Below are 23,159 nucleotides of genomic sequence, written 5' to 3'. Positions count from 1 at the left end.
GCGATAACTGATTCCAACGATTGTCCAACGCATGTGGCGAGATGGAGCCTATGGCCAAAACAGTAAACGCGCCGGTGAAAGTGGTTCCCGGGGGAGACTCATACCTGAATGCTTCACGAGTCAAAGAGCTATGCGCTGAAGCGTTGAAGGCGCGTCCTGATGCGGAACTCATCGAATTGGATGCCACCAACGCCGACCAATACGCGTTTGATGAGGCGGTCAGCCCCTCACTGCTATCCGATGTAGCCGTAGTGCGAGTAGACAACCTGCAGAACGCGGATGAAAAACTTGCCGAAGCCATCATTGCCTATACCAAACAAGCCAGTAAAGATCCTGCCGGCTCGAGTGTGGTGATTTGCCAACATGAGGGTGGCGTGAAAGGCAAGCGCATCCTCGATCAACTGATCAAAGCCGGCGCTCGCAAGGAAGAGGTGCCGGATCTTAAGAAACCGGATGCTCAACTGAATTTCGTGTATCAGGAATTCGAAAAGCGCAAACGTCGTATCGAACCTGCCGCCGCACAACAGTTGGTTGCGGTATTAGGTGGCAAAACCGGTGAACTCGCCGCCATGTGCGAGCAACTGTGCTTTGACTTCGACGATAATCCCATTGGACTGGATCGCGTCAACCAGTATTTGACAGCTAACCCGCAGGTCACCGGTTTCGCTGTGGCAGACAAGGCCATAGAAGGGCAGACCGCACAAGCCATTGTTATGATGCGTTCTGCAGTGGAACAAGGCACTGACCCGATTGCGTTAATTGGTGCGCTGGCCATGAAACTGCGCACATTGGCCAAAGCCGCAGCAGTGAAATCCGGAACCATATCGCAAGCCGAAGCAAAAACCAATCCTTGGGTATTGCGTAACGCCACCCGCCAGCTAGGCGGCTGGACTTCAGCGGGCATGTCCCATTGCATTCGTATGTTGGCGTGGGCCGACGAACAAAGCAAAACCAATGGCGGCGACCCGCTGTACGCGCTGGAACGCTGCATCGAAGACATCAGTCATAAAGGGCGATAAAGGACGGCATTGCAATGACAACCATCACGGTTTCCGCTCCCACAAGCGAATCCATGCAAGAACTCGGCAAACGTGTAGCAGGCTTGGCTCATGGAGGCGATGTGCTCTTGCTCTCCGGGCCGCTTGGCGCTGGAAAAACCACTTTTGCCCAAGGATTTGGTGCGGGACTTGGTATCAGTGAACCAATCGTTTCTCCTACTTTCACCATCGCCCGCGAACTCGACGGTCGGTTTACAGATGGTAGTGCTGCACACCTGATTCATGTGGACGCATACCGTTTGGGCGGCACATCCTACGCGCCAGGTCAGGATGCCATCGGAAGACTGCTCGACGAACTGGAATCGCTTGGCCTTGATGAAGAGCTTGAAGATCCCGGCGAAAACACCGTCATTCTTATGGAATGGGGCGAACAGATGGCCACGGCGTTGGCCAGTGAACGTCTGGAAATCCATATCGACCGGTCTCTTGACAACGATTCGAGCGAGAATGGAAATGAAAACGAACTCACCAGCAACGGGTTGAGAACCGTTACCTTCATTCCCGTGGGAGCACGCTGGGAACACTTCAGCCTGTAACCCGCATGCGTCCATAGACTCCTCGATGTACACTCTCTAAAGGTTTTTCTCAAGGTCGTTGATGGCTGGCTGCAGCGTCTGCGATCGGGAAGTTTGCACTGCTAGGAGGATACATGGGTTGCACGCTGGTGATTGACACCTCATTCGGTTCGACAGTCGGCGTGGTGGGGCATGAACCCATCGTGGAAACGGATTCCCGCACCCATGTGGAGCAACTGCAAGTCAACATCGCGCGATCAATAGAGCAGGCTGGCTGCACGCCTCAAGACATCACTGCCATTGTTGCAGGCGTGGGCCCGGCACCATTTACCGGACTCCGCGCAGGACTGGTGACCGCTAAAGCGCTCGCCTTCGCCACCGGTGCCACGCTCATCGGGCAGAACGTGTTGGAGCCACAAGCCCAATGGAATCTGATTCGTCGTGGAGCACGCGGCACACTTGGCGATCCGAGCAGCCTTCATGTCTTGACGTTGGCGGTCAACGATGCACGACGCAAACAGCTGTATTTCGAACTCTGCTTGAGCCCGCTTACCGGTACCGAATCTGCATCTGTGCCCACGCTCACCACGCCGCTTATCGCCATGGACATCGATTATCCAGCATCCATTGTGACCCGTGTGAATGAGACAGTCGCAGCATACGCCGCAACCGTTGATGGCGAGGTCATCGTGGACGTAATCGGCCACGGTGCGAACAAGTACGCCTCCGTATTGTCCGGAATCGAACACTTGGGTGATATCGAGGATTCCTCAGTGCTTGATCAAGGTGCACAAGGACTCAGCATTTTTGCGAGTGAAGCCGAACTGAATGCTCAGCAGCATCCGAACGCACCGGTCGAACCGTTGTATCTGAGGCGTCCGGATGCGGAAATCCCGGCACCATTGAAACATGTGCTGGGTCATGAAGGCGCGGAGCGTAACGCCTGATGCTCGTCACACAACACGAAATCGGCCATGAACAAGCCGTTGCCGCCATGCGAGCGTTGGAAGTCGAATTATTCGGCAATCATGCATGGAGCGAAGCCTCGGTTCGGCAAGAACTGGAAATGCCAGGACGAACCTACGTATTTGATATCGACCAACAGCAGGATTCGTTGGAATCTGAGTCCTGCACTGTACGCGGATTCGCGGGATACTGGTATGACGGCGAAGACGCAGAGATTATGGACGTGGGAGTCGGCAAAACCTACCAACGCCAAGGCATCGCCCGCGCACTCATGACGGATCTTATCCATCGAGCATGTGAACAAGGCGCAAAGCGCATGCTGCTGGAAGTCAGCGTGGTCAATGAGCCGGCCATCGCGCTCTACCACGGCTTCGGATTTGAACGCATAGGTTTGCGCAAACGCTACTACCAGCCGGAAGGTATTGACGCCTACGTGATGGCCTTGGAATTGCAACCACGCGTTGTAGGTTTCCAAAGCTCGGGAACACAGAGTGCAGCAGCCGAGACCGCTAATGAAATAACCGACGAACAGGAGCAGCAATCATGAGTGAGCCGATTGTACTGGGCATTGAATCCACTTGCGACGAAACCGCGGCAGCCATCGTGCGCGGACGCGAACTGCTCTCCAACGTAGTGGCTTCCTCAATGGAGGAACATGCGCGCTACGGCGGTGTGATTCCGGAAATCGCCTCACGCGCGCATGCAGAAGCTTTCGTGCCATGCGTTTCCAAGGCACTCGCAGACGCCAACATGACGTTGGCGGATATAGATGTCATTGCAGTTTCAGCAGGCCCGGGCCTTGCTGGCTGCCTTGCCGTAGGTGTTTCTGGAGCTAAAGCGTTGGCTTGGGCTGCAAACAAGCCGATTTACGGCATCAATCATGTGATTGGGCATATTGCGGTCACCCAGCTGCAGTTCGGCGCGTTCCCGCCGGATACGCTGGCGTTGATTGTTTCTGGCGGCCATACGTCGTTGCTGCATGTGGAGGATATGCCTCGCAAGATTGATGTGGTGGGCACCACGTTGGATGATGCGGCAGGGGAGTGCTTCGACAAGGTGGCCCGACTGCTTGGCTTCCCCTACCCGGGCGGCCCTCATATCGACCGTCATGCGCAGCATGGCGACCCGCATGCTATCAAGGTGCCTATGGGCTTGACTCAGGGCAAGGCTGGTGCCGCGCACCCGTATGATTTCAGTTTTTCCGGCGTGAAAACCGCTGTGGCGCGCTGGGTGGAAGGCGAGCAGGCTGCCGGTCATGAAATCCCGGTGGACGATGTCTGCGCCTCCTTGGCGGATTCGGTGGCGACTGTGTTGGCTCGTAAGGCCCTGCGCGGCTGTGAGCAGTATGGTTCCAATACGCTGATTGTGGGTGGTGGTTTCTCCGCCAACTCGCAGCTCAGGGCCAAGTTGCTCGAATACGGTGAGCAGCACGGCGTAGAGGTGCGTATTCCGCAGCTCAAACTGTGCACCGACAACGGTGCCATGGTTGCCATGCTCGGCGTGAATCTGGTCGAAGCCGGCGTGGCCCCTAGCGCTCCCGACTTCCCAATCGATTCCGCGATGCCCCTGACCAAGGTGTCGATGTAGGCCGGTGGCATCGTCGAGTTCAAGTTCAATGTGTTGAGAGGCTGGCATGATGAGACCGCTTAGTTCCAACTCCTAACGAGTATTGTGCAACGAGTTTTATGCCACCACTGCGCAGATGACGATAATACAGTCATCTGTATAATTGTGGCGTTGAGAATGGAGTTTGCATGAGCACTAAAGAAATCGCAGTAATGCCGTTACGTCCGATTGAGGGAGAATTCACGACGGAGAAGATCCTCCGAATGATTCTTAATCAGGATGCTGTGTTGATTTCCCGTTCAGAGGAACCGGCAAGGAGAGCTCCTGAAGATGTTGTGGCTCACACTGCGGGTGCTTTTGCTAAGGGTGTGAGTCAAGCTGCATCCCAGTTCAGTAAATCATTGTCTACAGATGGCTTATTCCAAGTCATGCTTCCCGCGGGATCTACCATTAAAGATCTGGTGCCTGCTGTCGGAGGTGGATTCCGCAGCATGGTCCGATCTTCTGGCAAATCTGGTTTCTCCGGTCATGCTGCATTCGTGCCTGTGCTCTCTCCGATAAGCGGTATTGCTCTAGGCCCACTGATTGCTACCGTAGGGTTCGCAATGGTGGGTGATATGTTGTCCGCACATGAGATGAACAAAAAACTTGACAGCATACAGCGCGCCGTGACTTTGATTGATAACCGTATGCAAAGCGACGATCGAGCCATCATAAGAACTGCTTTGCGTGAATCGGACAAAGTGAGAGGATATTTACTTGACCAAGCCTCGATTCCGGTTATGTCTCCAGCATCGTCAGCGTTTGGTGATTTAAACCGTTTGGCTAACCGCTATATTGAGCAATTGGAACGTTGGAATGAGACTGTGTCCAAGTACTCAAAAGAGTCGCATGTCTATGGCCCCGATCTTATGGCAGAGCTCACGGGAAACAAGGAACAATCCATTTCCAGTTTTGAATGCTTGGTTTATCAGACATATGAGACGCTTGCATTGCGCGCCCGTACCGTGATTTTGGAAAAAGTCGCGGCTGAAGCGGAGAATGACCGTCGTTCGTTGCCGCATGTTGAAGCAGCTTTACATGATGAACTCTCAGAGATTGCGTTACGCCAGCAACAGCTCGTCGATATTGTCGATGCATTAAACATTATGCAAATTGATTCTATTAAGATTCCTGTTCGGGTTGCGGGTAAAAGCAGTTTGAACATGCACACAAGCTTTGCGCGGCTAGCGAAGGCTTTGCATGAGGCGCCAACGGCATTGCCTGTGCTGGATAGTTTCGATCATGCTGTTCTCGATGTGGATTTGTCTGGCAATAATCTGACAGTGTTGGAACCGTCCAACGAAGATGTTTCCGATAGTGATGCACAGTAATAAGTTTTACTGGTAAATGCCGGTATCGGTAGGGTTTCCGTGCCTCTGAAGAGATATGGAAACATACAGATTTTTCGTATGGCGGTTGTCTTGCCTAGATAGGCGGAGGAATAATCCGGTCATCAACATCAAGAAGGCTCTTAAGAATGCGGTGCGAACAATGGAATCATCTGGAAACAATCACAACGTGGCACATTCCCCAAATAGTTCGGGACATGGGCGACAAATTATCGTAGCTTGCATTGCCGTGATTCTGTTGATTGGTGCCGGAGTTGGATTGGCCTGGTATGTTGATCGTCCGGCTGATACGTCACATATCACGTACTCGTTCTCCAAATCCAGTAAATTTACCGACGCGCAGCTTCAAACAGCCGGACAGACAACCGCTAAGGTCTTCTCTGAATTCAAGGGATGCACCATTGAGAAGATCTCGTATGACGAACAGATGGCTGATCGGATGCTTGATCTTGAAGACAAGTTCAAGGCTGAGTCAGCTGCCTATTCGTCTGCTATCTACGAGGCATACAAACAATATGGGCGTGATCGAATCTTCATGGCCACTGTCGATTTCACGTGTGACGGTACCAACGCGTCGCTCAGCACAGGAGAGCAGTCGATGACTGACTACCTGTACCTCAACAATGACGGCAAGACCTGGACCGAAATCGACCATGGCAATGGCTGATGGAACAGCTGGCGGATACTAAGCTGGCCACTTTGTTCGGTGAATCTGGTTGAATCGCTCTGCTGTTCTTCTAAAGAATGGTTCTGTGCGAGATCATGTGCACAGAATGCGATGAATACAGGGTATTTTGTCTGTTTTCCCAGCGTAATAAGGCAGGATAAGCAACAATTGTTTGCTGTAAGGGAGGAATTATGTCAGGGATTGATTTGACTAACATTGATTTGTCGAACTTGGATTTATCTATTTTTGATCGAGTCGCACTATGGTATGGCAATTTGCCGAGCACTGCGCAAACTGCACTGACCTTCGTAGTGGGCGCGGTAGTGGCATACATAGCCTTTAAAATCGTGGCCAAAATTATCAAAGGTATTGTCATGTCGGTTATCGCAGCAATACTTGCATTCCTGCTGACTACTGTTCCAGGCAATCTGCTGCTTTCTCAGGCATACAACAATGTGGAACAGCGCATTACCACAAGTCTGAGCAACACTAGCGAATCCAACTGATTGCTTAAAGGGTTGGCTGGCGCTCCAACCCTTTAACGCGAGCCAATCGTGCGAGCCAAGTCGCGAATATCGGCGGGAGAGGTACGGCAGCAACCGCCGATAAGCGCGGCACCGGCTGCAACCCACTGCGAAGCCAATCCGGCGAGCGTTAAGCCATTGGGATTCGGCGTCCACGTCTTAGTTTCAGGATGATAGATGTCCCCATTATTCGGATAGACGATAATCGGCTTGTCAGTGGCGCTCCGCACAACGCTGATGGCTTCCGCAACGATGTGAATCGGAACGCAATTGATGCCCACGGCGCCAATTTGAGAACATGCATCAGCTGCGGCTACCGCCTCTTCAAGCGGTGTGCCATCGCATAAATGATGGGAATCTTTCAAACTGAAGGACACCCACGCTTCAGTATCGGCAAACTCTTCCGCGAGTAAGCCAAACAATGCTTGAGCCTCGCCAATATTCGGCATGGTTTCACAAGCGAACACATCCACTCCTGAATCAGCGAGAATACGCATGCGCTCGCGATGAAAATCACGATAATCGGCATCGGAAAGATGATAAGCCCCGGTGTATTCGCTGCCGTCTGCCAGGAACGCTCCATACGGTCCCACGCTGCCTGCCACCAGTAGTGGGCGGTCAGATGTTGTGCTGTTCTCAGTAGTTACAGCGCCATCGATGCTGCGATACTGTTGCTGATACCGCTTTCGTGCCTCCAACGCCAGATTCACTGCTGTGGCAATAAGGCGTTTTGCTTCCGCATGAGTGAACCCAAGTCGTTCAAATGCTGGGATATTCGCCTGATACGTGTTGGTGATTGCAATGTTTGCGCCAGCTTCGAAATATGACTCATGCACATTGCGCACAGCTTCGGGGTCACGGATCAAAGCCATCGCAGACCATAATTCGTTCGCTGTATCCACGCCACGCTTCTCCAACTCAGTGGCCATCGCACCGTCGATGATAAGCGGGGATTGTGCCTCGAATGCTTGTTCGATGACGTGATGCATGGATTCCCTCCTGACAGTGCTCTTGGCTTACTTCCGTAAGCGATTTGCCGTGGCATAATCAAGCGTATGCGTATTGTAATCCAGAAAGTAAGCCACGCCAGCGTAGATGTTGTTAATGAGCTGGGAACCCTTGACCCCACGTTTGAGCCGCAGCAGATAGGCCCCGGATACATGATTCTGGTTGGTGTTTCAGATGCGGATGGTGACGCTGAAGTGGCTTGGCTTGCTCATAAAGTGCTTAATCTTCGTGTATTCGAGGATGAGCAAGGCAAAATGAATCGTTCGATTCAGGATATTGGCGGCGAGATTCTTTCGATTTCCCAATTCACGCTATACGCCGACGTGCACAAAGGCAATCGCCCGAGTTTTATCAAGGCAGGCAAGCCCGAGCATGCCGATATCACATGGATTAAGTTCAATGAAGCATTGCGCAGCGGGGGAGTACCTGTGAGAGAAGGGCGGTTCGGCGCGCATATGCGTGTTGGACTCGTCAATGACGGGCCGGTGACCATCATTATTGATACTGAAACGGATATGCCGCATAAGAAATAGTGGACTGTACTCGACAGTTTGGCTCCCCTCAGTGAGGGGAACCAGGGTTGGTACTAGTCGTAGATAGGTGTGCGACGTTCGTGCCTGACGAAGTGACGTTTCTTGACGATGCGCTTGCCACCCACGCCGGCCTTGCCTTCCGGTCCCCACGGGCCACGAGCCTCAGCCTTGAGCTGCGTCAAATGATGCTTCATGGCCAACAGCATGATATGCGTATCTTCCAAACCGAGATGGCGTTCCGCGTCATCTTCGCGCAATGCGCCTTGACGCTTGGCATAGGCATCCAACGTGTTATCGCCATCCGGATGACCTTCGCAAGGAATAGAACCCTCATCCCATAGACGGCTCATCGGCAGCGTATCGATAATCGTCACATGACCATTGCGATATGCCTCCGCATATCCGGCCACATTGAGCATGAAGAAGCTATGCTCAAAGGTGGCCATATGGGCCACAAACGGTTGTGCGGTCAGACGCTTCAGCAAATCCGCCTGGGCTTCAACATCTTCATCGAATAGAGGATATTCGTCACCCACACGTTTACTCACATCAATACCAGTCAACTGGATGATGAACGGATTGCCATGGCGGGCTGCTTCCGGAGTCACGCCAAACGAATACCGATGCTGGTCATAGGCGTCGCCGCCCTGATAGTAATCCTTGTCATAGGTGTAATCGGACGGTGCATCAGCCGGACGAGGCGACTTCATGTTCATATATTCGAAGCCGACATCGATGATGTACGTGCGGTAAGGCTCAGTGCCATTGGTTTCCAAATCAATGCCCATCACCTTGTCTACGTCGCGCCCCGGAAGGAATACGGCGCGCCAATACTCCTTGGTTTCCGACGACTGACGTGATGCCACATGTTCGGCGGCGGCATGGCGGAATTGCGCGAACGTAGGTTCGGAAACAGCAGTCTCACTCACCACAGTCTGGTCAGTATCCGGTGCTGCTGGATTATCGTCATTAATCACTGGCTGTGCCTCAACCAAATAGTCGGGGGAACCAGCGTCCGAATTGGAATCCGCGGGAGCGGACTCGTCCGGACCCGCTTCAACGGAGCCATATTTCACCTCATCGGCATTGAACAATGCCATCTGGCGTTGGTGCCGTTGCGCTTCACGCGCGGCACGATCAGCCTTGCGCTGCTCAGCGCGAGCGTTGACGATTTCCGCCGTATGATCCTGAATATCATCTACGACCACACCGTCACGCGCAGCAGTCAAAACTGGAACTGTCACACGCTGGCGTTCCTCATCGGTAACGGTCCACAGGCCTTCGGCCACGCCACGATCGCGCAACAGCACAATCTGATCATTCAAACGACGATCTGCATACGCCAAAGCGCGCGGCAGCTCATAAGTCTTGATACGACGATCAAAATCGCGCATGAACACCATGCTCATTTTCGCGATAATCGCCTCCAAGCGATCGCGAATCTCAAGGTCAGTCTTCAACAAATCATGCACATTCGAAGTAGCACCCGGTTCCAAATCAGCCGGCGAGGCTACGCCAATACCATGTTCGAGATCGAGCGAACGCGCCCAATCCCAATCAATATCGTTATTATCTGCATCCTTCAACATAATGTATGACCATTGGCTAATGCTTTCCTTAGCGGAAGTGAGCCATGAACGGTCAATTTTTGAATTATTCCCCATACCTGCCCATCGTAGTGCGTATACGTTTCATTGCGGAAGAACAAAACAATATTGCAGCCAAGCCAACGCTGAACGGTCGGTGAATTCTTCAATTCAGCTTGGGGAAGAAGAGCTCCAGCTATAGGCGTTTCGGGTAGGGTAGTGGGCAATGAGCGATACGGATATGGCGTGGGAGCCGTAATAAGCCGTAAGACGTAAGAGATGTTAGAAGAAATGAGGAACTGCGCAGTATGAGCATGCCGCTTGATTTGTATGTGATTCGGCATGGCGAATCTGAAGCCAACGTTATTGTTCAGGCCGGTGAACAGGGCGATGAATCGTTGTATACGCAAGATAATGTCACTGTTCCGGATCGTTCTTGGCGATTGACCGCCACCGGTCGTAAGCAGGCTGATTGCATCGGTAGATGGATTGTCAGCCAGCAGCAGCTATTCGACCGTTACTTGGTGTCCCCATATGTGCGCACGCGAGAAACCGCTGCCACCATGGCTTTGCCGAAGGCCAAGTGGGAGGAAAATCGCGTGATTCGTGAACGCTCCTGGGGTGAAATCAATACCATTACCAAAGACGAATTCAAAACCAACTATGCGCGCAACTGGATGTTCAAGAACACGGATCCGCTGTATTGGCGTCCGCCGGCAGGTGAATCCATCGCTGATGTGGCCGAGGACCGTGTGCACAATGTACTGACGTCCTTGAGCCGCAAATCCGATGCCGAATCGGTGGTGATGGTCACGCACGGCGATTTCATGCTGGCTTTGATGCTCACCATCGAAGATCTGTCCGATGAGGAATTTTTGCATCGTGCCGATGCCGACGAATGGCGCATCACCAATTGCACCTGCCTGCATTACTCCCGCCGTGATCCGGAAACCGGACGCACTTCCAAGCGTGTACGTTGGGAACAGACGGCACGACCTGTGCAGGATCCGGAAACCGGTCGCTGGGAGGTTAAGGTGGAGCCGTGGCGCGAATTCAAACGCCCGTACCTTTCCAATGGTGACCTCGTGGACGTGGTGCGTACGGTGGACCCGCATTTGTTGGAGTACTACGGCAAATAACCACGGCCTAATACCGGCGGCACGATGTGTGCCATTTCATAGCATCTCCATGCGCTACAATGGCGGGCAGCGCGCGGCTGAAGGTAAGGCCGCGCCCTCAGCCACAAGCGAGGAGAGAAGTACATGACCAACATTTTCCAATGGCAGCTGCACGGCGATGGTAAGACCTTGCAGCCCGGCGAAGTCGTGGAGCCTGATGAGCGCCTGACATGGGTGCGCACCGCAGGCATCGGCGCCCAGCACGTCATCGCCATGTTCGGCGCCACCTTCCTGGTGCCGATCCTGACGGGATTCGATCCGTCCACCACTCTGTTCTTCACCGCAATGTCCACCGCACTGTTCCTGCTGATCAACAAGAACGTGCTGCCGAGCTACCTTGGCTCTTCATTCGGTTTCATCGCCCCTATCACCGCGGTCACCACCGCCAATAAGGGCATCGCCGTGGCCAGCTTCGGTATTATGGTCACCGGTATTCTGCTGGCTCTGATCGGTGTGTTGGTGCATTACGCCGGCGCCAAGTGGATTGATATCATCATGCCGCCGGTGGTCAATGGTGCCATTGTGGCCATCATCGGCTTCAACCTGGCGCCGTCCGTATGGACGAACTTCCAGGCCGCGCCGGATACCGCCATCGTGACCTTGCTGGCTGTGCTGCTGGTGGCTGTGCTGTTCAAGGGGCTGCTTGGCCGTCTCAACATTCTGATTGGTGTGCTCATCGGCTACATCTACGCTTGCTTCCGCGGCCAGGTCGACTTCTCCGCCATCGCCGATGCCGGTTGGATCGGCTTCCCGAAGTTCCACCTGCCGCAGGCCGACTTCACGATTCTGCCGATGTTCATCCCGGTGGTGCTCGTGCTTGTGGCTGAAAACGTCGGCCACGTGAAGTCCGTGGCCCAGATGACCGGCCGTGATTACGACAACCAAATTGGCACCGCTCTGATGGCCGATGGTCTGGGCACCACGCTCGCCGGTCTTGGCGGCGGCTCCGGCACCACCACCTACGGCGAGAACATCGGCGTGATGGCCGCCACCAAGGTGTACTCCACCGCAGCCTACTGGTGTGCCGCGGTATTCGCTCTGATTCTGTCTCTGTGCCCGAAGTTCGGCGCTGTGATCAACACGATTCCAGCCGGCGTGCTCGGTGGTGTGACCACACTGCTGTACGGCATGATTGGCATGATCGGCGTACGCATCTGGGTTGAGAACAAGGTCAACTTCGATAAGCCGCTCAACATCATGGTGGCCGCCATCACGATGATTATCGCCATCGGCCAGTTCGCCTTTACCGTTGCCGGAACCTCCTTCAACGGCATCGCCATCGGTACCATCGTGATTCTGGTGGCCTACCACGGTCTGAAGGCCATCGGTAAGGCGACCGGCACCATCGAGAAGGATGATCCGGACATCCTGTAATGTGCGGCAGCACTGCCGATACCTGCTCCCACCGTGTGGCGTTGCGCCCACGGTGGGTTTTTATTACGCCGGGAAGCTCATAAAGTAGGGGGCTTGGGCTAGGCTCAGGTGGTTTGCATATTTCACGCGATTACTGTGCGTGCCTGATGATGAAAGGCCACTGTGCCCTATACCAAATTTGAAGATGCCGCCGATACTGCTATGACTAACGGCGAAGAAACCCGTCCGATTGCTTTCGGCGAGCTAGGCGTACCTGGACCGATTGTTCGCGAACTTGCCCGTGACGATAAGAAAACCGCTTTCCCTATCCAAGCCGATACCCTGCCTGATTCCCTGTCCGGACGTGATATTCTCGGTCGCGGTCGTACCGGTTCTGGTAAAACCTTGGCTTTTTCCATTCCGCTGGTTGCGCGCCTTGGCGAATATGATTCGCTCGGCGAGTTGGCAATGGAAGAATTCCGCCGTGAAATCAAACGTCGTAAGCAGGAAAAGCTGGAAGAACGCCGAGCTGACGATTTTCTGCCGCATCCGCGCGGATTGGTGCTGGCTCCAACTCGCGAGCTTGCCAACCAGATCAATGATGTGATCGCTCCGCTGGCGCACGTATACGGCATTGGCACCACCACGGTGTACGGTGGCGTGAACCAGAACCGTCAGGTGCGCGATCTGCGCCAAGGCGCGGATATTGTGGTCGCATGCCCTGGCCGCCTTGAGGATTTACTTCGTCAAAAGCACCTGACGCTGTCCAGCGTCGAAGTCGTGGTTATCGACGAAGCCGATGAAATGGCGGACATGGGCTTCCTGCCTCCGGTCAAGCGACTGCTTGAGCAGGTTCGTCCTGATGCCCAGCACATGCTGTTTTCCGCAACGCTCGATCATGGCGTGGATACGGTGGTGGAGGAATTCCTGAAGGACCCGAAGGTGCACAGCGTGGATGAAGCCAACGCTGAACCGGATCTGATGACCCATCACGTATTCGAAACCACTCGCACGGATAAGCATGAGCTGGTGCGCACGCTTGCTTCAGGCGTGGGGCAGCGCATCCTCTTCACTCGTACCAAGTTCCAAACCAAGAAGCTCGCCAAGAACCTCACGCAGAACGGTATTCCGGCAGCGGAACTGCATGGTAACCTGAACCAGAACCAGCGCGACCGTAACCTGGCCGCTTTCGAATCCGGTGACGTACATGTAATGGTGGCCACCGATGTGGCTGCTCGTGGTATTGATGTCTCCGGCGTGGAACTTGTAGTGCAGGTGGAGCCGCCAGAAGATCCTAAGGCTTTCCTTCACCGTTCGGGCCGTACCGCTCGTGCCGGTCGCGCCGGTGATGTGGTGACTATTGTGCTTCCCGAACAGCGCCGCCAGACCCGTCGTATGCTTCGCGAAGCCGGAATCACCGTCAAGCCGGTTGAGGTTACCCATGAATCTCCTGAAGTATTGGAGCTGGTGGGGGAGCGCGCGCCTATCGTCAACGATTGGAATCTCGACAAGTCTCAGCCGGTCGGTGGCAAGCGTCGTGGCGGCAAGCAGGAAACTCCGCGCCTGAGCAAAGAGGAGCGCGAGGCTCGCGCTCGTCAGCTTGAGCAGGAGCGTAATGCCCGCAAGAAGGACCGTCGACGTCGCCGCGCCGCCGAACGTTTGGAAGCTGCAGAGCAGGCCAAGCGCGATATGGAGCGTCAGGCTCGTGATGCAAAGTCGAGCAAGCCTCGTAAACCGAATCGTGCTGAGCGTCGAGCTGGTCTAAGCGATCGTGAGGCCGAGCGTCGAGACTACTTATTCGAGCATCCCGAGGAACGTAGGCATTCAGGCGGCAACCATCGCAAGGATTATCGCCAGGAAGCTGGCAAGCGCGGCGATTGGCGTAATGATACTCGTCGTGGTGCGGATGCTCGCAACCGTCGCCGCGACGATGATCGCGCTGGTTCGAACGGTGGCAAGCGTATTCATCGCCGTAACGAGAACCGCATTATCGTAGACGAACGTGGAGAGGCTGCAAAGCGTCACGAGCGCCGTATGCAGGCAAAGTATGGGAATACGGAAGGCTCCCAGCAGCGCCATACCAAGCATTTCGGCAAACAATCCAAAACGAGGCGTACTCCATTCCGTATGCAAGGTACTCGTTCCGGGCGTCGCTAATGTGTCCTTGAGAAAAAGCTGAAGGGTTGCAGTGCAAAACACTGCAACCCTTCAGCTTTTTCTCTCCCTCAGTCGCATTCCGTGCGCCGGCTCCCTCATCAGAGGGAGCCAAAAAGACGTAGCTGACTGAGGGGAGCCGTTGTACGACGGTTGACTAATACCGGTACAGTACTGTGCCGTTGGTGTCGGTTATCGTAAACGTTGGTGTTGTTTCAACACTGAGCGATACGGTTAACGAATGATTGCCGTCTGCACTTACCGAACGATAGACGAATCGTTTATTCTCCAACTTGATTGCTTCGGTACGAGCATCCAACAGCCACGGGTTACGGCGGCGTAGCGCAATCAGTGCCTGATGCAGTCGGTACGTGGGCTCACCAAGCTTGGATAATTCGACAGGAGAGAGCGGGAACTTTGGCCGCACATCATCATCGCCACCGAATCGTTCCTGTTTGACGCCCACATAGCCCTGCTCGTCACCGTAATAAATGCTTGGCACGCCGCCAACGGTCATCAATACGGCCAATGCCAGTGCAGCTTTTTCCGGGCCGATTTGCGAGGCAATGCGTGTCACATCGTGATTGCCGATGAATGTTTGCGGTACAAATGAATCCAAAAACGCGTTATGACGTTTGAGATTCCAATCCAACTCAAAGAAATTATCGGTTTCCAGGGCATGCTGAATCGACTTCCACAACTCATATTGCGTGACCGAATCCAGTGATGCGTCCGCAACGATCTGTGGGTAATCGCCATGAATCACTTCTCCGAACACCCAGGAATACGGGTGTGTGGCTTTCACCTGTGGCAATACCTTGGCCCAGAACGAGGTAGGCACGGCATAAGCGGCATCCAATCGCCAGCCTGCGGCACCGCGATCAAGCCAATGATTCATCACTCGCGCCACATATTCCACGGTTTCCGGCGCATCATGGTCGAGATCAACCAGATCGCCATGACCCTCGAATACATCCAGCTGTGGCTGTCCATCCTGTCCCAAATGCGCACGAACCAAGCCATGCCAAGGATTATCAGCAGTCGACTGCCCTGCGGCTTCATCCAATGCGGCCTGTACCGCCGGATGCTGGCGACTCACATGATTGAACACGCCGTCAAGAATCAACTGCAAACCCATGTTTCGGCATGCGTCGGCCAAACGGTCGAATGCAGCGTCACCACCCAGCCGCACGTCGACATGCATGTGATCCAGCGTGTCGTACCCATGCGTGGACGATTCGAAAATCGGTCCCAATAGCAGACCAGATGCGCCAAGATTGCGCGCGTATTCCAGCCAATCAATCATGGAATCAAGACCGCGGCCGTTGAAGGTGCGAGGGCCCTGAGGTCGAATATCCGCGCCGCAGAACCCCAATGGATACACCTGCCAGAACACGCCATAACGCACCCAATCCGGTAAGTTACGCCCCTCGTCAGTGCTTACAACCATCACACACCTCCTATTGACACTGCGTCTATTTTCTCACATTGTTAAGGAAAAAACACGAGTGCACCTTAATGAATGCTGACTGCCACCTTTTGTGAATGATTGAGCTGTCTCATTAAGAAGATCATGTTGCGACGCCACGAATGCGCACTACGTAGTCACCAATCGGTTACAATCGGTGTGACGACTTTCCGCCGCCCCCGAAGAAGAAGGTGAAGATTAGCCGTGGACGTATCCTTGGCCTATTTCATCCAGCAGGTATTCTCCAACCCAGCCTTAGCTGTAACAACGTTGTTGACGCTCGGAGTCATCTTTGTCAATGGCTGGACCGACGCCCCCAATGCCATTGCCACATGTGTGACCACCCGTTGCATGCGTGTACGCTCCGCGGTCATCATGGCGGCCATCTTCAACTTCCTCGGCGTTTTTTTGATGACGCAATTCAATGCGTCCGTAGCCTCCACCATCTCCAACATGGTCGATTTCGGAGGGGATACGCATTCCGCACTCATTGCCTTATGTGCGGCGCTTTTCTCCATTGTGGTATACAGCGTGGGTGCATCGATGCTGGGCATCCCAACGTCCGAAAGCCATAGCCTCATCGCAGGCCTGACCGGCGCAGCCATCGCGATTCAAGGTGGCATCGCCGGCGTCAATATGGGCGAGTGGGTCAAAGTACTGTACGGCTTGGTGGCCAGCCTTGTCATCGGCTTCGGTATGGGATGGATTGTCTGCAAGATTGTGACTTTGATTTGCGCAGGCTTCGACCGCCGACGCACGAACGGCGTTTTCACGTATGCGCAGATCGTCGGCGCGGCAGCTAACAGTTTCATGCATGGTGCTCAGGATGGCCAGAAATTCATCGGCGTATTATTCCTCGGCATGGCCTTCTGCAACGGCCAATCTTCTGTGGCCGGTGTGGTGATTCCGGTATGGCTGATGATTCTGTGCAGCACCATCATGGGTATAGGCACTTCGGTCGGCGGTGAGAAGATCATCAAGTCCGTAGGCATGGACATGGTCAAATTGGAGAAATACCAAGGCTTCTCCGCCGACCTTTCCAGTGCACTCTGCCTGTTAGTGATGACTGTGCTCGGTATCCCGGTTTCCACCACACATACCAAAACCAGCGCCATCATGGGCGTGGGCGCGGTCCGCCGTCTTTCCGCTATCAACTTCGGCGTAGTACGAGACATGATGCTCACCTGGGTATTCACCTTCCCCGGCTGTGGCCTCATCAGCTTTGCTATGGCCAAACTCTTCATGTTCGTGTTCTAGAAAGGAACCTAGCAATGGCAAGAAAAAACGATTCCTTCTACTTCGACGGATTCCGCGAGAGCGCTGCATACGCATGCCAGGCCGCGCATCTTTTAAGCGAAGTGATGCACAACTTCGACCCTGAACAGTTGAAGGACAGCATGGAGGAAATGCATCGCATCGAGCAGTCGGCCGACAAGGTTCGCCACCGTTTGATGGATGAGCTGGTAACCGCTTTCATCACGCCGTTCGATCGTGAAGACATCGGACAGTTGAGCTATGTGTTGGATGATGTGATCGACAGCATCGAAGGTGTGCTCGACCGCATGTACTACGACAATGTGACGGATGTTCGCCCTGAAGCATTGCAGATGACCGAAATGGTTTCGCATGCCTGTGATCAGATTGAAGGTCTTATCGGCGAGCTGCCGCAGTTCAAGCGTTCCAAGACGTTACGCGAACGCGTGTTCGCCATCAATACCATCGAAACCGATGCCGATCATGTGTTCATCGAAGCCATGCACACGCTGCATACCACTTGTACCGATCCGCTGCAGGTATTCGCATGGCATGATGTATTCCGCCATCTTGAGCAGTGTGCAGACAACTGCGAATCCGTGGCCAACGTGGTCGACAGCATCGTCATGAAAAACAGCTGATATTATCGGCTCACCGGTGCTCACGAATCCACTCAATAGCCAATTGAGTGCGATTCGTGAGCCCGAGTTTGTCTAATATCGCGCTGATTCGATTGCGCACGGTACCTTCGCTCAAGCTCAGCTGCGCGGCGATATCCCGATTGTCCAAACCTTGCGCCACCAGAGAAGCAATCACTTGTTCCTTCTTATTGAGTAGTTGTTCGATGGATTCACCGGACTCGTGGGCTGAATCATCAGCGGTTGCGCTTGCTTGGCTGCTGGTCAGCTTCCCCAGTACTTCCGCGCCAAGCACCACCTGACCGGCCATCACCGCCTGCAATGCCGGTCCAACCGCAGTCACATCCTGTTTAATCAGGTACCCTTTGGCGCCCAGTGCCATTGCCTGCGCAATATATGATTGATCCGCGAATGTGGTCAAAAACAGAATACGAGCTGCGGGATCTTTCTTAAGGATTTCGCGGGCCGCTGCGAGGCCATCCTTGCCGGGCATTTGAATGTCAATGAGCAGAATATCCGGGTGATTCGCCGGAGATGCGAAATAGTTGGTTACTGCGGCATCGCCGTCATTTGCAGTCCACAGCACATCGGCCGCGTTCGTAGCGGAAAGAATAGTCGCCAAGGATTGGCAGACAATGGGATCATCATCTGTGATGGCAATTCTCATTGATTTCTGGTCTCCTTCATCCACGGTTGCTTGGGAATGGAAACGAACACCCTCCAGCCCTGATTGTACGGTCCGCATGTTGCCGTGCCTCCAATGGCACGCACACGCGAATCGATGTCGGCTAATCCCATACCACGCGGCAATTCATGACTGATTTGGATTGTGGGGCCGCTTATGTTCGATGCATGCTTTGCCGGGCCATCATCTTGTACTACCAGTTGCCAGAACGCTGGAAAATTGCGCAATGTCACATTGGCACTTTGCGCCTCGCTATGCCGCACCACATTCGTTAACGACTCTCGAATCACCGTGGCCAAACAACGGGATACCGGTGCGGGTGCAGCGGCAATATCATTAATCAAGCGCACTGAGAAACCTGCGGAGATGCCGTCAAATGATGCGACCGCATCCTTGATTTGCGCAGCAAAATCTGTGCCATCATCCTCCAGATCATGTACGGACCTGCGCACCATTGTCATCGCATCATCGAGCGTGCCGCTTAATGCGGCAAAGTTTTGTGCGGCGATTGCATCATTAGTGGCATCGGCCACCGCTTTGCCGGCCTGCGCCTGCATAATGGCACGCGTCAATAGATGGCCCACATTGTCGTGGATTTCGCGGGCGATACGTGTGCGTTCACCGAGCGTGGCCATGCGAATCGATTGCGCGCGTTCCTCGTCTATATCAGCAAGCCGTAGCCGATGGACGCGAACCGATTGTCTTTCGTGGTCCTGCATCACACGCAACATATGACGTAACGCGGCTTCTCTTTTTGCGCGGCAACCTAGCGCGAATCCCAGTGCACATGCTCCAGTAACAATCACAAAGATGCGGATGGAGAATGTACCAGTCCAAGCATTTCCGCCAAAATAGGCTTGTCCAAACGCAGCGGCAATCGATACCAACCACAACCATCGCGATATTGCATTGCCTATAAGCAGCACACGCTGATTCGATGGTGCGGGTGGTGAAGCTGCCGATGGCATAGCCGTTGGTGAAGATGTTCGTTTTGGTATCGATGTGTGGGAAAGTGCGTGAATCAGCGAGGGGAGTGGCTTCGTGGTTTTCGCTGCATCATAACTAATCACCGGCAGAAACATAATCCACAATGGCAATACCGTTGAGGCAAAGGCATAGCAGCATGCCGGCAGCCAGGCCCAAGCATGCCGTGCCAGCCATTCGGATAACCCAGTGGCGGATATAGCAATCAGCATACCGGCAATAAGTCCTACATAATGGTTTGAAGCATACGCGTATGATGAACCAGAATCGGCGACCAAAGATGATGTGAGCATCAGAGCCAAGCTGAACACCAGCAACAGCCCCTTCTCAATCATCGTCCGCATGGCCCCTCCTGCCAAACATTCACCTGTATAGCCTAGAGTACCCGTATGGAATGGCGTTGGCTTATAGCCATGAGCTTCTTCTTACGGTTCGCGTTGAACCAAACAAAATAATCTGCCAGATAGTAGCATGGTTTGGTGTTTCCGGTAAGTATTCAGCGTGCAAAGGGGCAAAGAGGATTATGACGATGACTGACCATTTGTCCAAGTTGGAAAGCGATAACAATATCTCTTCCTTTGATGAAGCAATGTTTGAACATGCAGTTATTCAGCGTTTGCAGTCGCTGGGGTATGAATGGCTATACGGTCCGGATATAAACCGTACGAATGAGTTATATCGTGATGCTCTGTTGCCGGGAGTATTGGAAGATTGTTTACATCGTATCAATCCGAAAGCGCACCCTTCTGCTCTTGCTGAGGCTGTGCGTAAGGTAACAGATATCGAGGGAGTGGATCTGCTGTCCCGCAATATCCAATTCATGGACTATCTCCAGTCCGGTGTTGAAGTGTCGTTCTTCGACGGAGAGAAAATGGACACAGACCATGTACGAATAATTGATTTCGACCATCCGGAACGGAACGCGTTCAACGTAGTCAATCAATGGACATACGTTGAGTTTGAAGAAAAACGACCTGACATTATCGTCTTTATCAACGGTATGCCACTGGTGGTATTCGAGCTGAAATCGCCGTCACGTGAGAACGTTGATGCTTCGGACGCCTATCTGCAGCTGAGAAACTATATGAAGGTCATTCCTTCGCTGTTCACGTACAACGCGTTTTGCGTGATGACCGACATGAGTGACACTCGTGTGGGAACTATTACGGCCAATGAAGATCGCTTCATGCAATGGAAGACGGCTGATGGTGACTATTCAAAGATTGCTAACAAGATAGCTGTTCGATGGACTACCTTGCTTGATGGTATGTTTCCGAAAGAACGATTGCTTGATATTCTTCGGAATTTCATCTGTTTCTCCAAGTCAGAAGAAGGAACCGCGAAAATTCTCGCGGCATATCATCAGTACTTCGGTGTTCATAAGGCAGTAGAGAGTACTTTGCATGCTATGAACAACGACGGCAAAGCTGGCGTGTTTTGGCATACTCAGGGTTCCGGTAAATCATTGTCGATGGTCTTCTATGCGCATTTGCTGGCTGAACAGGTGAACAGTCCAACGATTGTCGTGACTACTGATCGCACTGATTTGGATGGACAGTTATATGGTCAGTTCGCTAAATGCTCGGATTTCTTGCGCCAGATTCCTCAACAGGCGGAAAGTCGCGAGAATCTGATCGAACTGTTGGATAATCGGCAGGCGAACGGCATCGTATTCACGACGATGCAGAAATTCAGCGAATCCGATGAACCCTTATCCGAGAGGCATAACATCGTGGTCATGGCTGATGAGGCTCACCGCAGCCAGTACGGGTTGGAGGTGAAACTTCATACAGATGGTACTCGTTCGATTGGTGATGCTTTAAAGGTGCGCCAGGCACTGCCGAATGCTTCCTATATAGGATTTACCGGTACTCCGATTGAGACACAGGACAAGTCCACGCGTGAGATATTCGGTGATTACGTGGACGTGTATGACATGACCCAATCGGTCGAGGACGGTGCCACTCGTCCGGTGTTCTATGAGAGTCGTGTGGTTTCGCTCAAGCTGGATGAGAACATACTCCGCGAATTGGATGAGCAGTACGAGAACATCTCGGATGATGCCGATGAGATGGCTATCGATCGTAGTAAACGTGACTTGGCGACGATGGACAGTGTGCTGGGAGCACCTGAGACCATTGATTCGTTGTGTCGCGACATCGTGAACCACTATGAGGAGAATCGTGCTGATGAGCTGACGGGTAAGGCATTGGTTGTTGCTTATTCGCGGACCATCGCCATGCGCATGTACGAGAAGTTCCTTGAACTGCGCCCGCAGTGGAAAGACAAAGTGCATGTGGTCATGACCTCTTCTAATCAGGACCCTGAGGAATGGCACAAGATTATCGGCAACAAAGCGCACAAACTGGAGCTGGCTAAAGAATTCAAGGATGATGATAGCCCGTTCAAAATCGCCATTGTTGTGGATATGTGGCTGACCGGGTTCGACGTGCCATCGCTGTCTACGATGTACGTCTACAAGCCCATGAAGGGGCATAATCTGATGCAAGCTATTGCTCGTGTGAACCGTGTGTACAAGGGCAAGGAAGGCGGTCTGATCGTCGACTACATCGGCATTGCCGGAGCTCTGAAACGCGCTATGCACGATTACACGAAGCGTGATCGGGAACGCTATGGCGATATGAATGTGGCCGACACCGCATATCCGTTGTTCCTCGACAAACTGAGTGCGTGCCGAGACTTTCTGCATGGTTTGGATTATCAGAATCGAATCCATACCAATTCTGCTGAACAGATGGCTGAAGCCATTGCGGATGGTGCGGATTACTTACTTGATCCCGAGCGGGAGAAAGATCGTAAGGACTTTATCAAGTGTGCCAAGGAGATGGCCCAAGCATTTGGTTTATGCCGCAGCATGGTTGCTGATGAACTGAAGATCGAAGAAGCGTACATCGATGTGTTGCGTACGCAGATGCTGAAAGTGCTGAACGTCAATCCAGGCAACCCGCGTATGTCTTTGAAGGAGATTAACAAGCAAATCGCCGCCATCATGGAGCAAGGCGTACATAACGAAGGCGTTATCGATCTGTTCGAAGACCGGACAGTTGAGGTCTCGCTGTTTGATGAATCGTTCCTTGCCGAAGTCGCACAGATGAAGCAGAAGAATCTTGCGATGGAATTGTTGCGCAAGCTGATTGACGATCAAGTCAAGGCATATCGTAAGAAGAGCGTGGTCATGGCCGGAAAGTTCTCAGAAATGCTGCAGCAATCGGTTAATGCGTACCTCAACGGCATGCTCACCAACGCCGAGGTCATACAACAGCTGTTGGATATGGCCAAGGAAATCATGGCCGCGCGACAGGAAGGTAAGACGCTTGGTCTGGATGATGAAGAGCTTGCCTTTTATGATGCGCTGACCAAGCCACAAGCTATCAAGGATTTCTACGAGAACGATGAGCTGGTTGCTATCACCCGAGAGCTGACTGACACGTTGCGCAAGAACCGCACGATAGACTGGCAGAAGAAAGAAGATGCCCGCGCTCGCATGCGTAAGTCAATCAAACGATTGCTGAAGAAGCATAAGTATCCGCCGGACGAAGTGCCGGAGGCCATCGAGACGGTGATGCAGCAGTGCGAGTTGTGGGTTGACTACGGAGAGGGAAACTGATTC

At 53.3% G+C, this 23,159-nt stretch carries 20 protein-coding genes; 15 read left to right on the top strand and 5 right to left on the bottom strand.

The features are described from left to right. Positions 1–50: 50 nt before the first annotated feature. From holA to AC1AY0_RS05835, 8 genes are all read left to right on the top strand, one after another. Complete coding sequence (gene holA / locus AC1AY0_RS05870; RefSeq protein WP_476523282.1) at positions 51–1,019, top strand: DNA polymerase III subunit delta; 969 nt, start codon at positions 51–53, stop codon at positions 1,017–1,019. Positions 1,020–1,033: 14 nt separating this feature from the next. Next, a complete protein-coding gene (gene tsaE / locus AC1AY0_RS05865; protein WP_476523283.1) occupies positions 1,034–1,594 on the top strand; it encodes a tRNA (adenosine(37)-N6)-threonylcarbamoyltransferase complex ATPase subunit type 1 TsaE in 561 nt (186 codons plus the stop codon). Positions 1,595–1,707: 113 nt separating this feature from the next. Further along, the gene (gene tsaB, locus AC1AY0_RS05860; RefSeq protein ID WP_476523284.1) at positions 1,708–2,520 is read left to right on the top strand and encodes a tRNA (adenosine(37)-N6)-threonylcarbamoyltransferase complex dimerization subunit type 1 TsaB; all 813 of its coding nucleotides are present in this window, start codon (positions 1,708–1,710) and stop codon (positions 2,518–2,520) included. Further along, on the top strand, positions 2,520–3,086 hold the full coding sequence (gene rimI / locus AC1AY0_RS05855; protein WP_476523285.1) for a ribosomal protein S18-alanine N-acetyltransferase: 567 nt from the start codon (positions 2,520–2,522) through the stop codon (positions 3,084–3,086). The genes tsaB and rimI overlap by 1 nt, the downstream gene beginning before the upstream one ends. After that, positions 3,083–4,126 (top strand): tRNA (adenosine(37)-N6)-threonylcarbamoyltransferase complex transferase subunit TsaD, encoded by a 1,044-nt coding sequence (gene tsaD / locus AC1AY0_RS05850; RefSeq protein WP_476523286.1) that lies wholly within the window; start codon positions 3,083–3,085, stop codon positions 4,124–4,126. Before rimI ends, tsaD begins: the two co-directional genes overlap by 4 nt. Before the next feature lie 167 nt (positions 4,127–4,293). Beyond that, entirely contained in the window at positions 4,294–5,478 is a 1,185-nt protein-coding gene (locus AC1AY0_RS05845) for a hypothetical protein (RefSeq protein WP_476523287.1), read from the top strand. Positions 5,479–5,725: 247 nt separating this feature from the next. Further along, positions 5,726–6,163, top strand: coding sequence for a hypothetical protein (locus AC1AY0_RS05840; RefSeq protein ID WP_476526031.1), 438 nt, complete (start codon positions 5,726–5,728; stop codon positions 6,161–6,163). A gap of 191 nt (positions 6,164–6,354) precedes the next feature. Next, a complete protein-coding gene (locus tag AC1AY0_RS05835; protein WP_476523289.1) occupies positions 6,355–6,669 on the top strand; it encodes a hypothetical protein in 315 nt (104 codons plus the stop codon). Positions 6,670–6,701: 32 nt separating this feature from the next. Here the strand turns inward: AC1AY0_RS05835 and mmuM are convergent, their stop codons facing one another. Further along, the gene (gene mmuM, locus AC1AY0_RS05830) at positions 6,702–7,676 is read right to left on the bottom strand and encodes a homocysteine S-methyltransferase (RefSeq protein WP_476523290.1); all 975 of its coding nucleotides are present in this window, start codon (positions 7,674–7,676) and stop codon (positions 6,702–6,704) included. 66 nt (positions 7,677–7,742) lie between these two features. Here mmuM and dtd point away from each other — a divergent pair, with 66 nt between their 5' ends. Next, positions 7,743–8,228, top strand: coding sequence for a D-aminoacyl-tRNA deacylase (dtd, locus tag AC1AY0_RS05825; protein ID WP_476523291.1), 486 nt, complete (start codon positions 7,743–7,745; stop codon positions 8,226–8,228). A 53-nt stretch (positions 8,229–8,281) separates the two neighbouring features. On the opposite strand, the gene AC1AY0_RS05820 is transcribed toward dtd, so the two are convergent. Then, the gene (locus AC1AY0_RS05820) at positions 8,282–9,892 is read right to left on the bottom strand and encodes a PolC-type DNA polymerase III domain-containing protein (protein WP_476523292.1); all 1,611 of its coding nucleotides are present in this window, start codon (positions 9,890–9,892) and stop codon (positions 8,282–8,284) included. Between the two features lie 230 nt (positions 9,893–10,122). On the opposite strand from AC1AY0_RS05820, the gene AC1AY0_RS05815 reads away from it, so the two are divergent. The 3 genes from AC1AY0_RS05815 (at position 10,123) to AC1AY0_RS05805 (ending at position 14,502) form a co-directional block, all read left to right on the top strand. After that, on the top strand, positions 10,123–10,953 hold the full coding sequence (locus AC1AY0_RS05815) for a histidine phosphatase family protein (protein ID WP_152209401.1): 831 nt from the start codon (positions 10,123–10,125) through the stop codon (positions 10,951–10,953). A gap of 123 nt (positions 10,954–11,076) precedes the next feature. Further along, positions 11,077–12,366 (top strand): uracil-xanthine permease family protein, encoded by a 1,290-nt coding sequence (locus AC1AY0_RS05810; RefSeq protein WP_476523293.1) that lies wholly within the window; start codon positions 11,077–11,079, stop codon positions 12,364–12,366. 162 nt (positions 12,367–12,528) lie between these two features. Then, positions 12,529–14,502 carry a DEAD/DEAH box helicase gene (locus tag AC1AY0_RS05805; protein WP_476523294.1) on the top strand — a complete coding sequence of 658 codons (1,974 nt, stop codon included), beginning with the start codon at positions 12,529–12,531 and terminating at the stop codon, positions 14,500–14,502. 154 nt (positions 14,503–14,656) lie between these two features. On the opposite strand, the gene AC1AY0_RS05800 is transcribed toward AC1AY0_RS05805, so the two are convergent. Beyond that, positions 14,657–15,949 (bottom strand): alpha-amylase family protein, encoded by a 1,293-nt coding sequence (locus tag AC1AY0_RS05800; protein WP_101626255.1) that lies wholly within the window; start codon positions 15,947–15,949, stop codon positions 14,657–14,659. Between the two features lie 222 nt (positions 15,950–16,171). Here AC1AY0_RS05800 and AC1AY0_RS05795 point away from each other — a divergent pair, with 222 nt between their 5' ends. Together AC1AY0_RS05795 and AC1AY0_RS05790 are read left to right on the top strand one after the other, a co-directional pair. Beyond that, a complete protein-coding gene (locus AC1AY0_RS05795; protein ID WP_101626254.1) occupies positions 16,172–17,224 on the top strand; it encodes an inorganic phosphate transporter in 1,053 nt (350 codons plus the stop codon). A gap of 14 nt (positions 17,225–17,238) precedes the next feature. Then, positions 17,239–17,862, top strand: coding sequence for a DUF47 domain-containing protein (locus tag AC1AY0_RS05790; RefSeq protein ID WP_101626253.1), 624 nt, complete (start codon positions 17,239–17,241; stop codon positions 17,860–17,862). A gap of 10 nt (positions 17,863–17,872) precedes the next feature. Here the strand turns inward: AC1AY0_RS05790 and AC1AY0_RS05785 are convergent, their stop codons facing one another. Next, positions 17,873–18,526: a response regulator transcription factor gene (locus AC1AY0_RS05785; RefSeq protein WP_101626252.1), complete on the bottom strand. Its 654-nt coding sequence runs from the start codon at positions 18,524–18,526 to the stop codon at positions 17,873–17,875. Then, positions 18,523–19,872 carry a sensor histidine kinase gene (locus AC1AY0_RS05780; protein WP_101626251.1) on the bottom strand — a complete coding sequence of 450 codons (1,350 nt, stop codon included), beginning with the start codon at positions 19,870–19,872 and terminating at the stop codon, positions 18,523–18,525. The genes AC1AY0_RS05785 and AC1AY0_RS05780 overlap by 4 nt, the downstream gene beginning before the upstream one ends. Positions 19,873–20,057: 185 nt before the next feature. On the opposite strand from AC1AY0_RS05780, the gene AC1AY0_RS05775 reads away from it, so the two are divergent. Next, positions 20,058–23,156, top strand: a complete 3,099-nt coding sequence (locus AC1AY0_RS05775) for a type I restriction endonuclease subunit R (RefSeq protein ID WP_242689614.1) — start codon at positions 20,058–20,060, stop codon at positions 23,154–23,156. Positions 23,157–23,159 lie beyond the last annotated feature (3 nt).

Source organism: Bifidobacterium sp. LH_416 (assembly GCF_056357055.1).
Note: the sequence above shows the minus strand (reverse complement) of the source record. Positions and strands in the feature narration are given on the sequence as shown.

Excerpts from the sequence above, each read along its gene's own strand:
- AC1AY0_RS05800 (WP_101626255.1), bottom strand. The coding sequence starts at position 15,949 with ATGGTTGTAAGCACTGACGAGGGGCGTAACTTACCGGATTGGGTGCGT.
- AC1AY0_RS05780 (WP_101626251.1), bottom strand. The coding sequence starts at position 19,872 with ATGCGGACGATGATTGAGAAGGGGCTGTTGCTGGTGTTCAGCTTGGCT.
- tsaD (WP_476523286.1), top strand. The coding sequence starts at position 3,083 with ATGAGTGAGCCGATTGTACTGGGCATTGAATCCACTTGCGACGAAACC.
- tsaB (WP_476523284.1), top strand. The coding sequence starts at position 1,708 with ATGGGTTGCACGCTGGTGATTGACACCTCATTCGGTTCGACAGTCGGC.
- mmuM (WP_476523290.1), bottom strand. The coding sequence starts at position 7,676 with ATGCATCACGTCATCGAACAAGCATTCGAGGCACAATCCCCGCTTATC.
- holA (WP_476523282.1), top strand. The coding sequence starts at position 51 with ATGGCCAAAACAGTAAACGCGCCGGTGAAAGTGGTTCCCGGGGGAGAC.
- AC1AY0_RS05810 (WP_476523293.1), top strand. The coding sequence starts at position 11,077 with ATGACCAACATTTTCCAATGGCAGCTGCACGGCGATGGTAAGACCTTG.
- tsaE (WP_476523283.1), top strand. The coding sequence starts at position 1,034 with ATGACAACCATCACGGTTTCCGCTCCCACAAGCGAATCCATGCAAGAA.
- AC1AY0_RS05785 (WP_101626252.1), bottom strand. The coding sequence starts at position 18,526 with ATGAGAATTGCCATCACAGATGATGATCCCATTGTCTGCCAATCCTTG.
- AC1AY0_RS05820 (WP_476523292.1), bottom strand. The coding sequence starts at position 9,892 with ATGGGGAATAATTCAAAAATTGACCGTTCATGGCTCACTTCCGCTAAG.
- dtd (WP_476523291.1), top strand. The coding sequence starts at position 7,743 with ATGCGTATTGTAATCCAGAAAGTAAGCCACGCCAGCGTAGATGTTGTT.
- rimI (WP_476523285.1), top strand. The coding sequence starts at position 2,520 with ATGCTCGTCACACAACACGAAATCGGCCATGAACAAGCCGTTGCCGCC.
- AC1AY0_RS05835 (WP_476523289.1), top strand. The coding sequence starts at position 6,355 with ATGTCAGGGATTGATTTGACTAACATTGATTTGTCGAACTTGGATTTA.
- AC1AY0_RS05845 (WP_476523287.1), top strand. The coding sequence starts at position 4,294 with ATGAGCACTAAAGAAATCGCAGTAATGCCGTTACGTCCGATTGAGGGA.
- AC1AY0_RS05815 (WP_152209401.1), top strand. The coding sequence starts at position 10,123 with ATGAGCATGCCGCTTGATTTGTATGTGATTCGGCATGGCGAATCTGAA.
- AC1AY0_RS05790 (WP_101626253.1), top strand. The coding sequence starts at position 17,239 with ATGGCAAGAAAAAACGATTCCTTCTACTTCGACGGATTCCGCGAGAGC.
- AC1AY0_RS05775 (WP_242689614.1), top strand. The coding sequence starts at position 20,058 with ATGACTGACCATTTGTCCAAGTTGGAAAGCGATAACAATATCTCTTCC.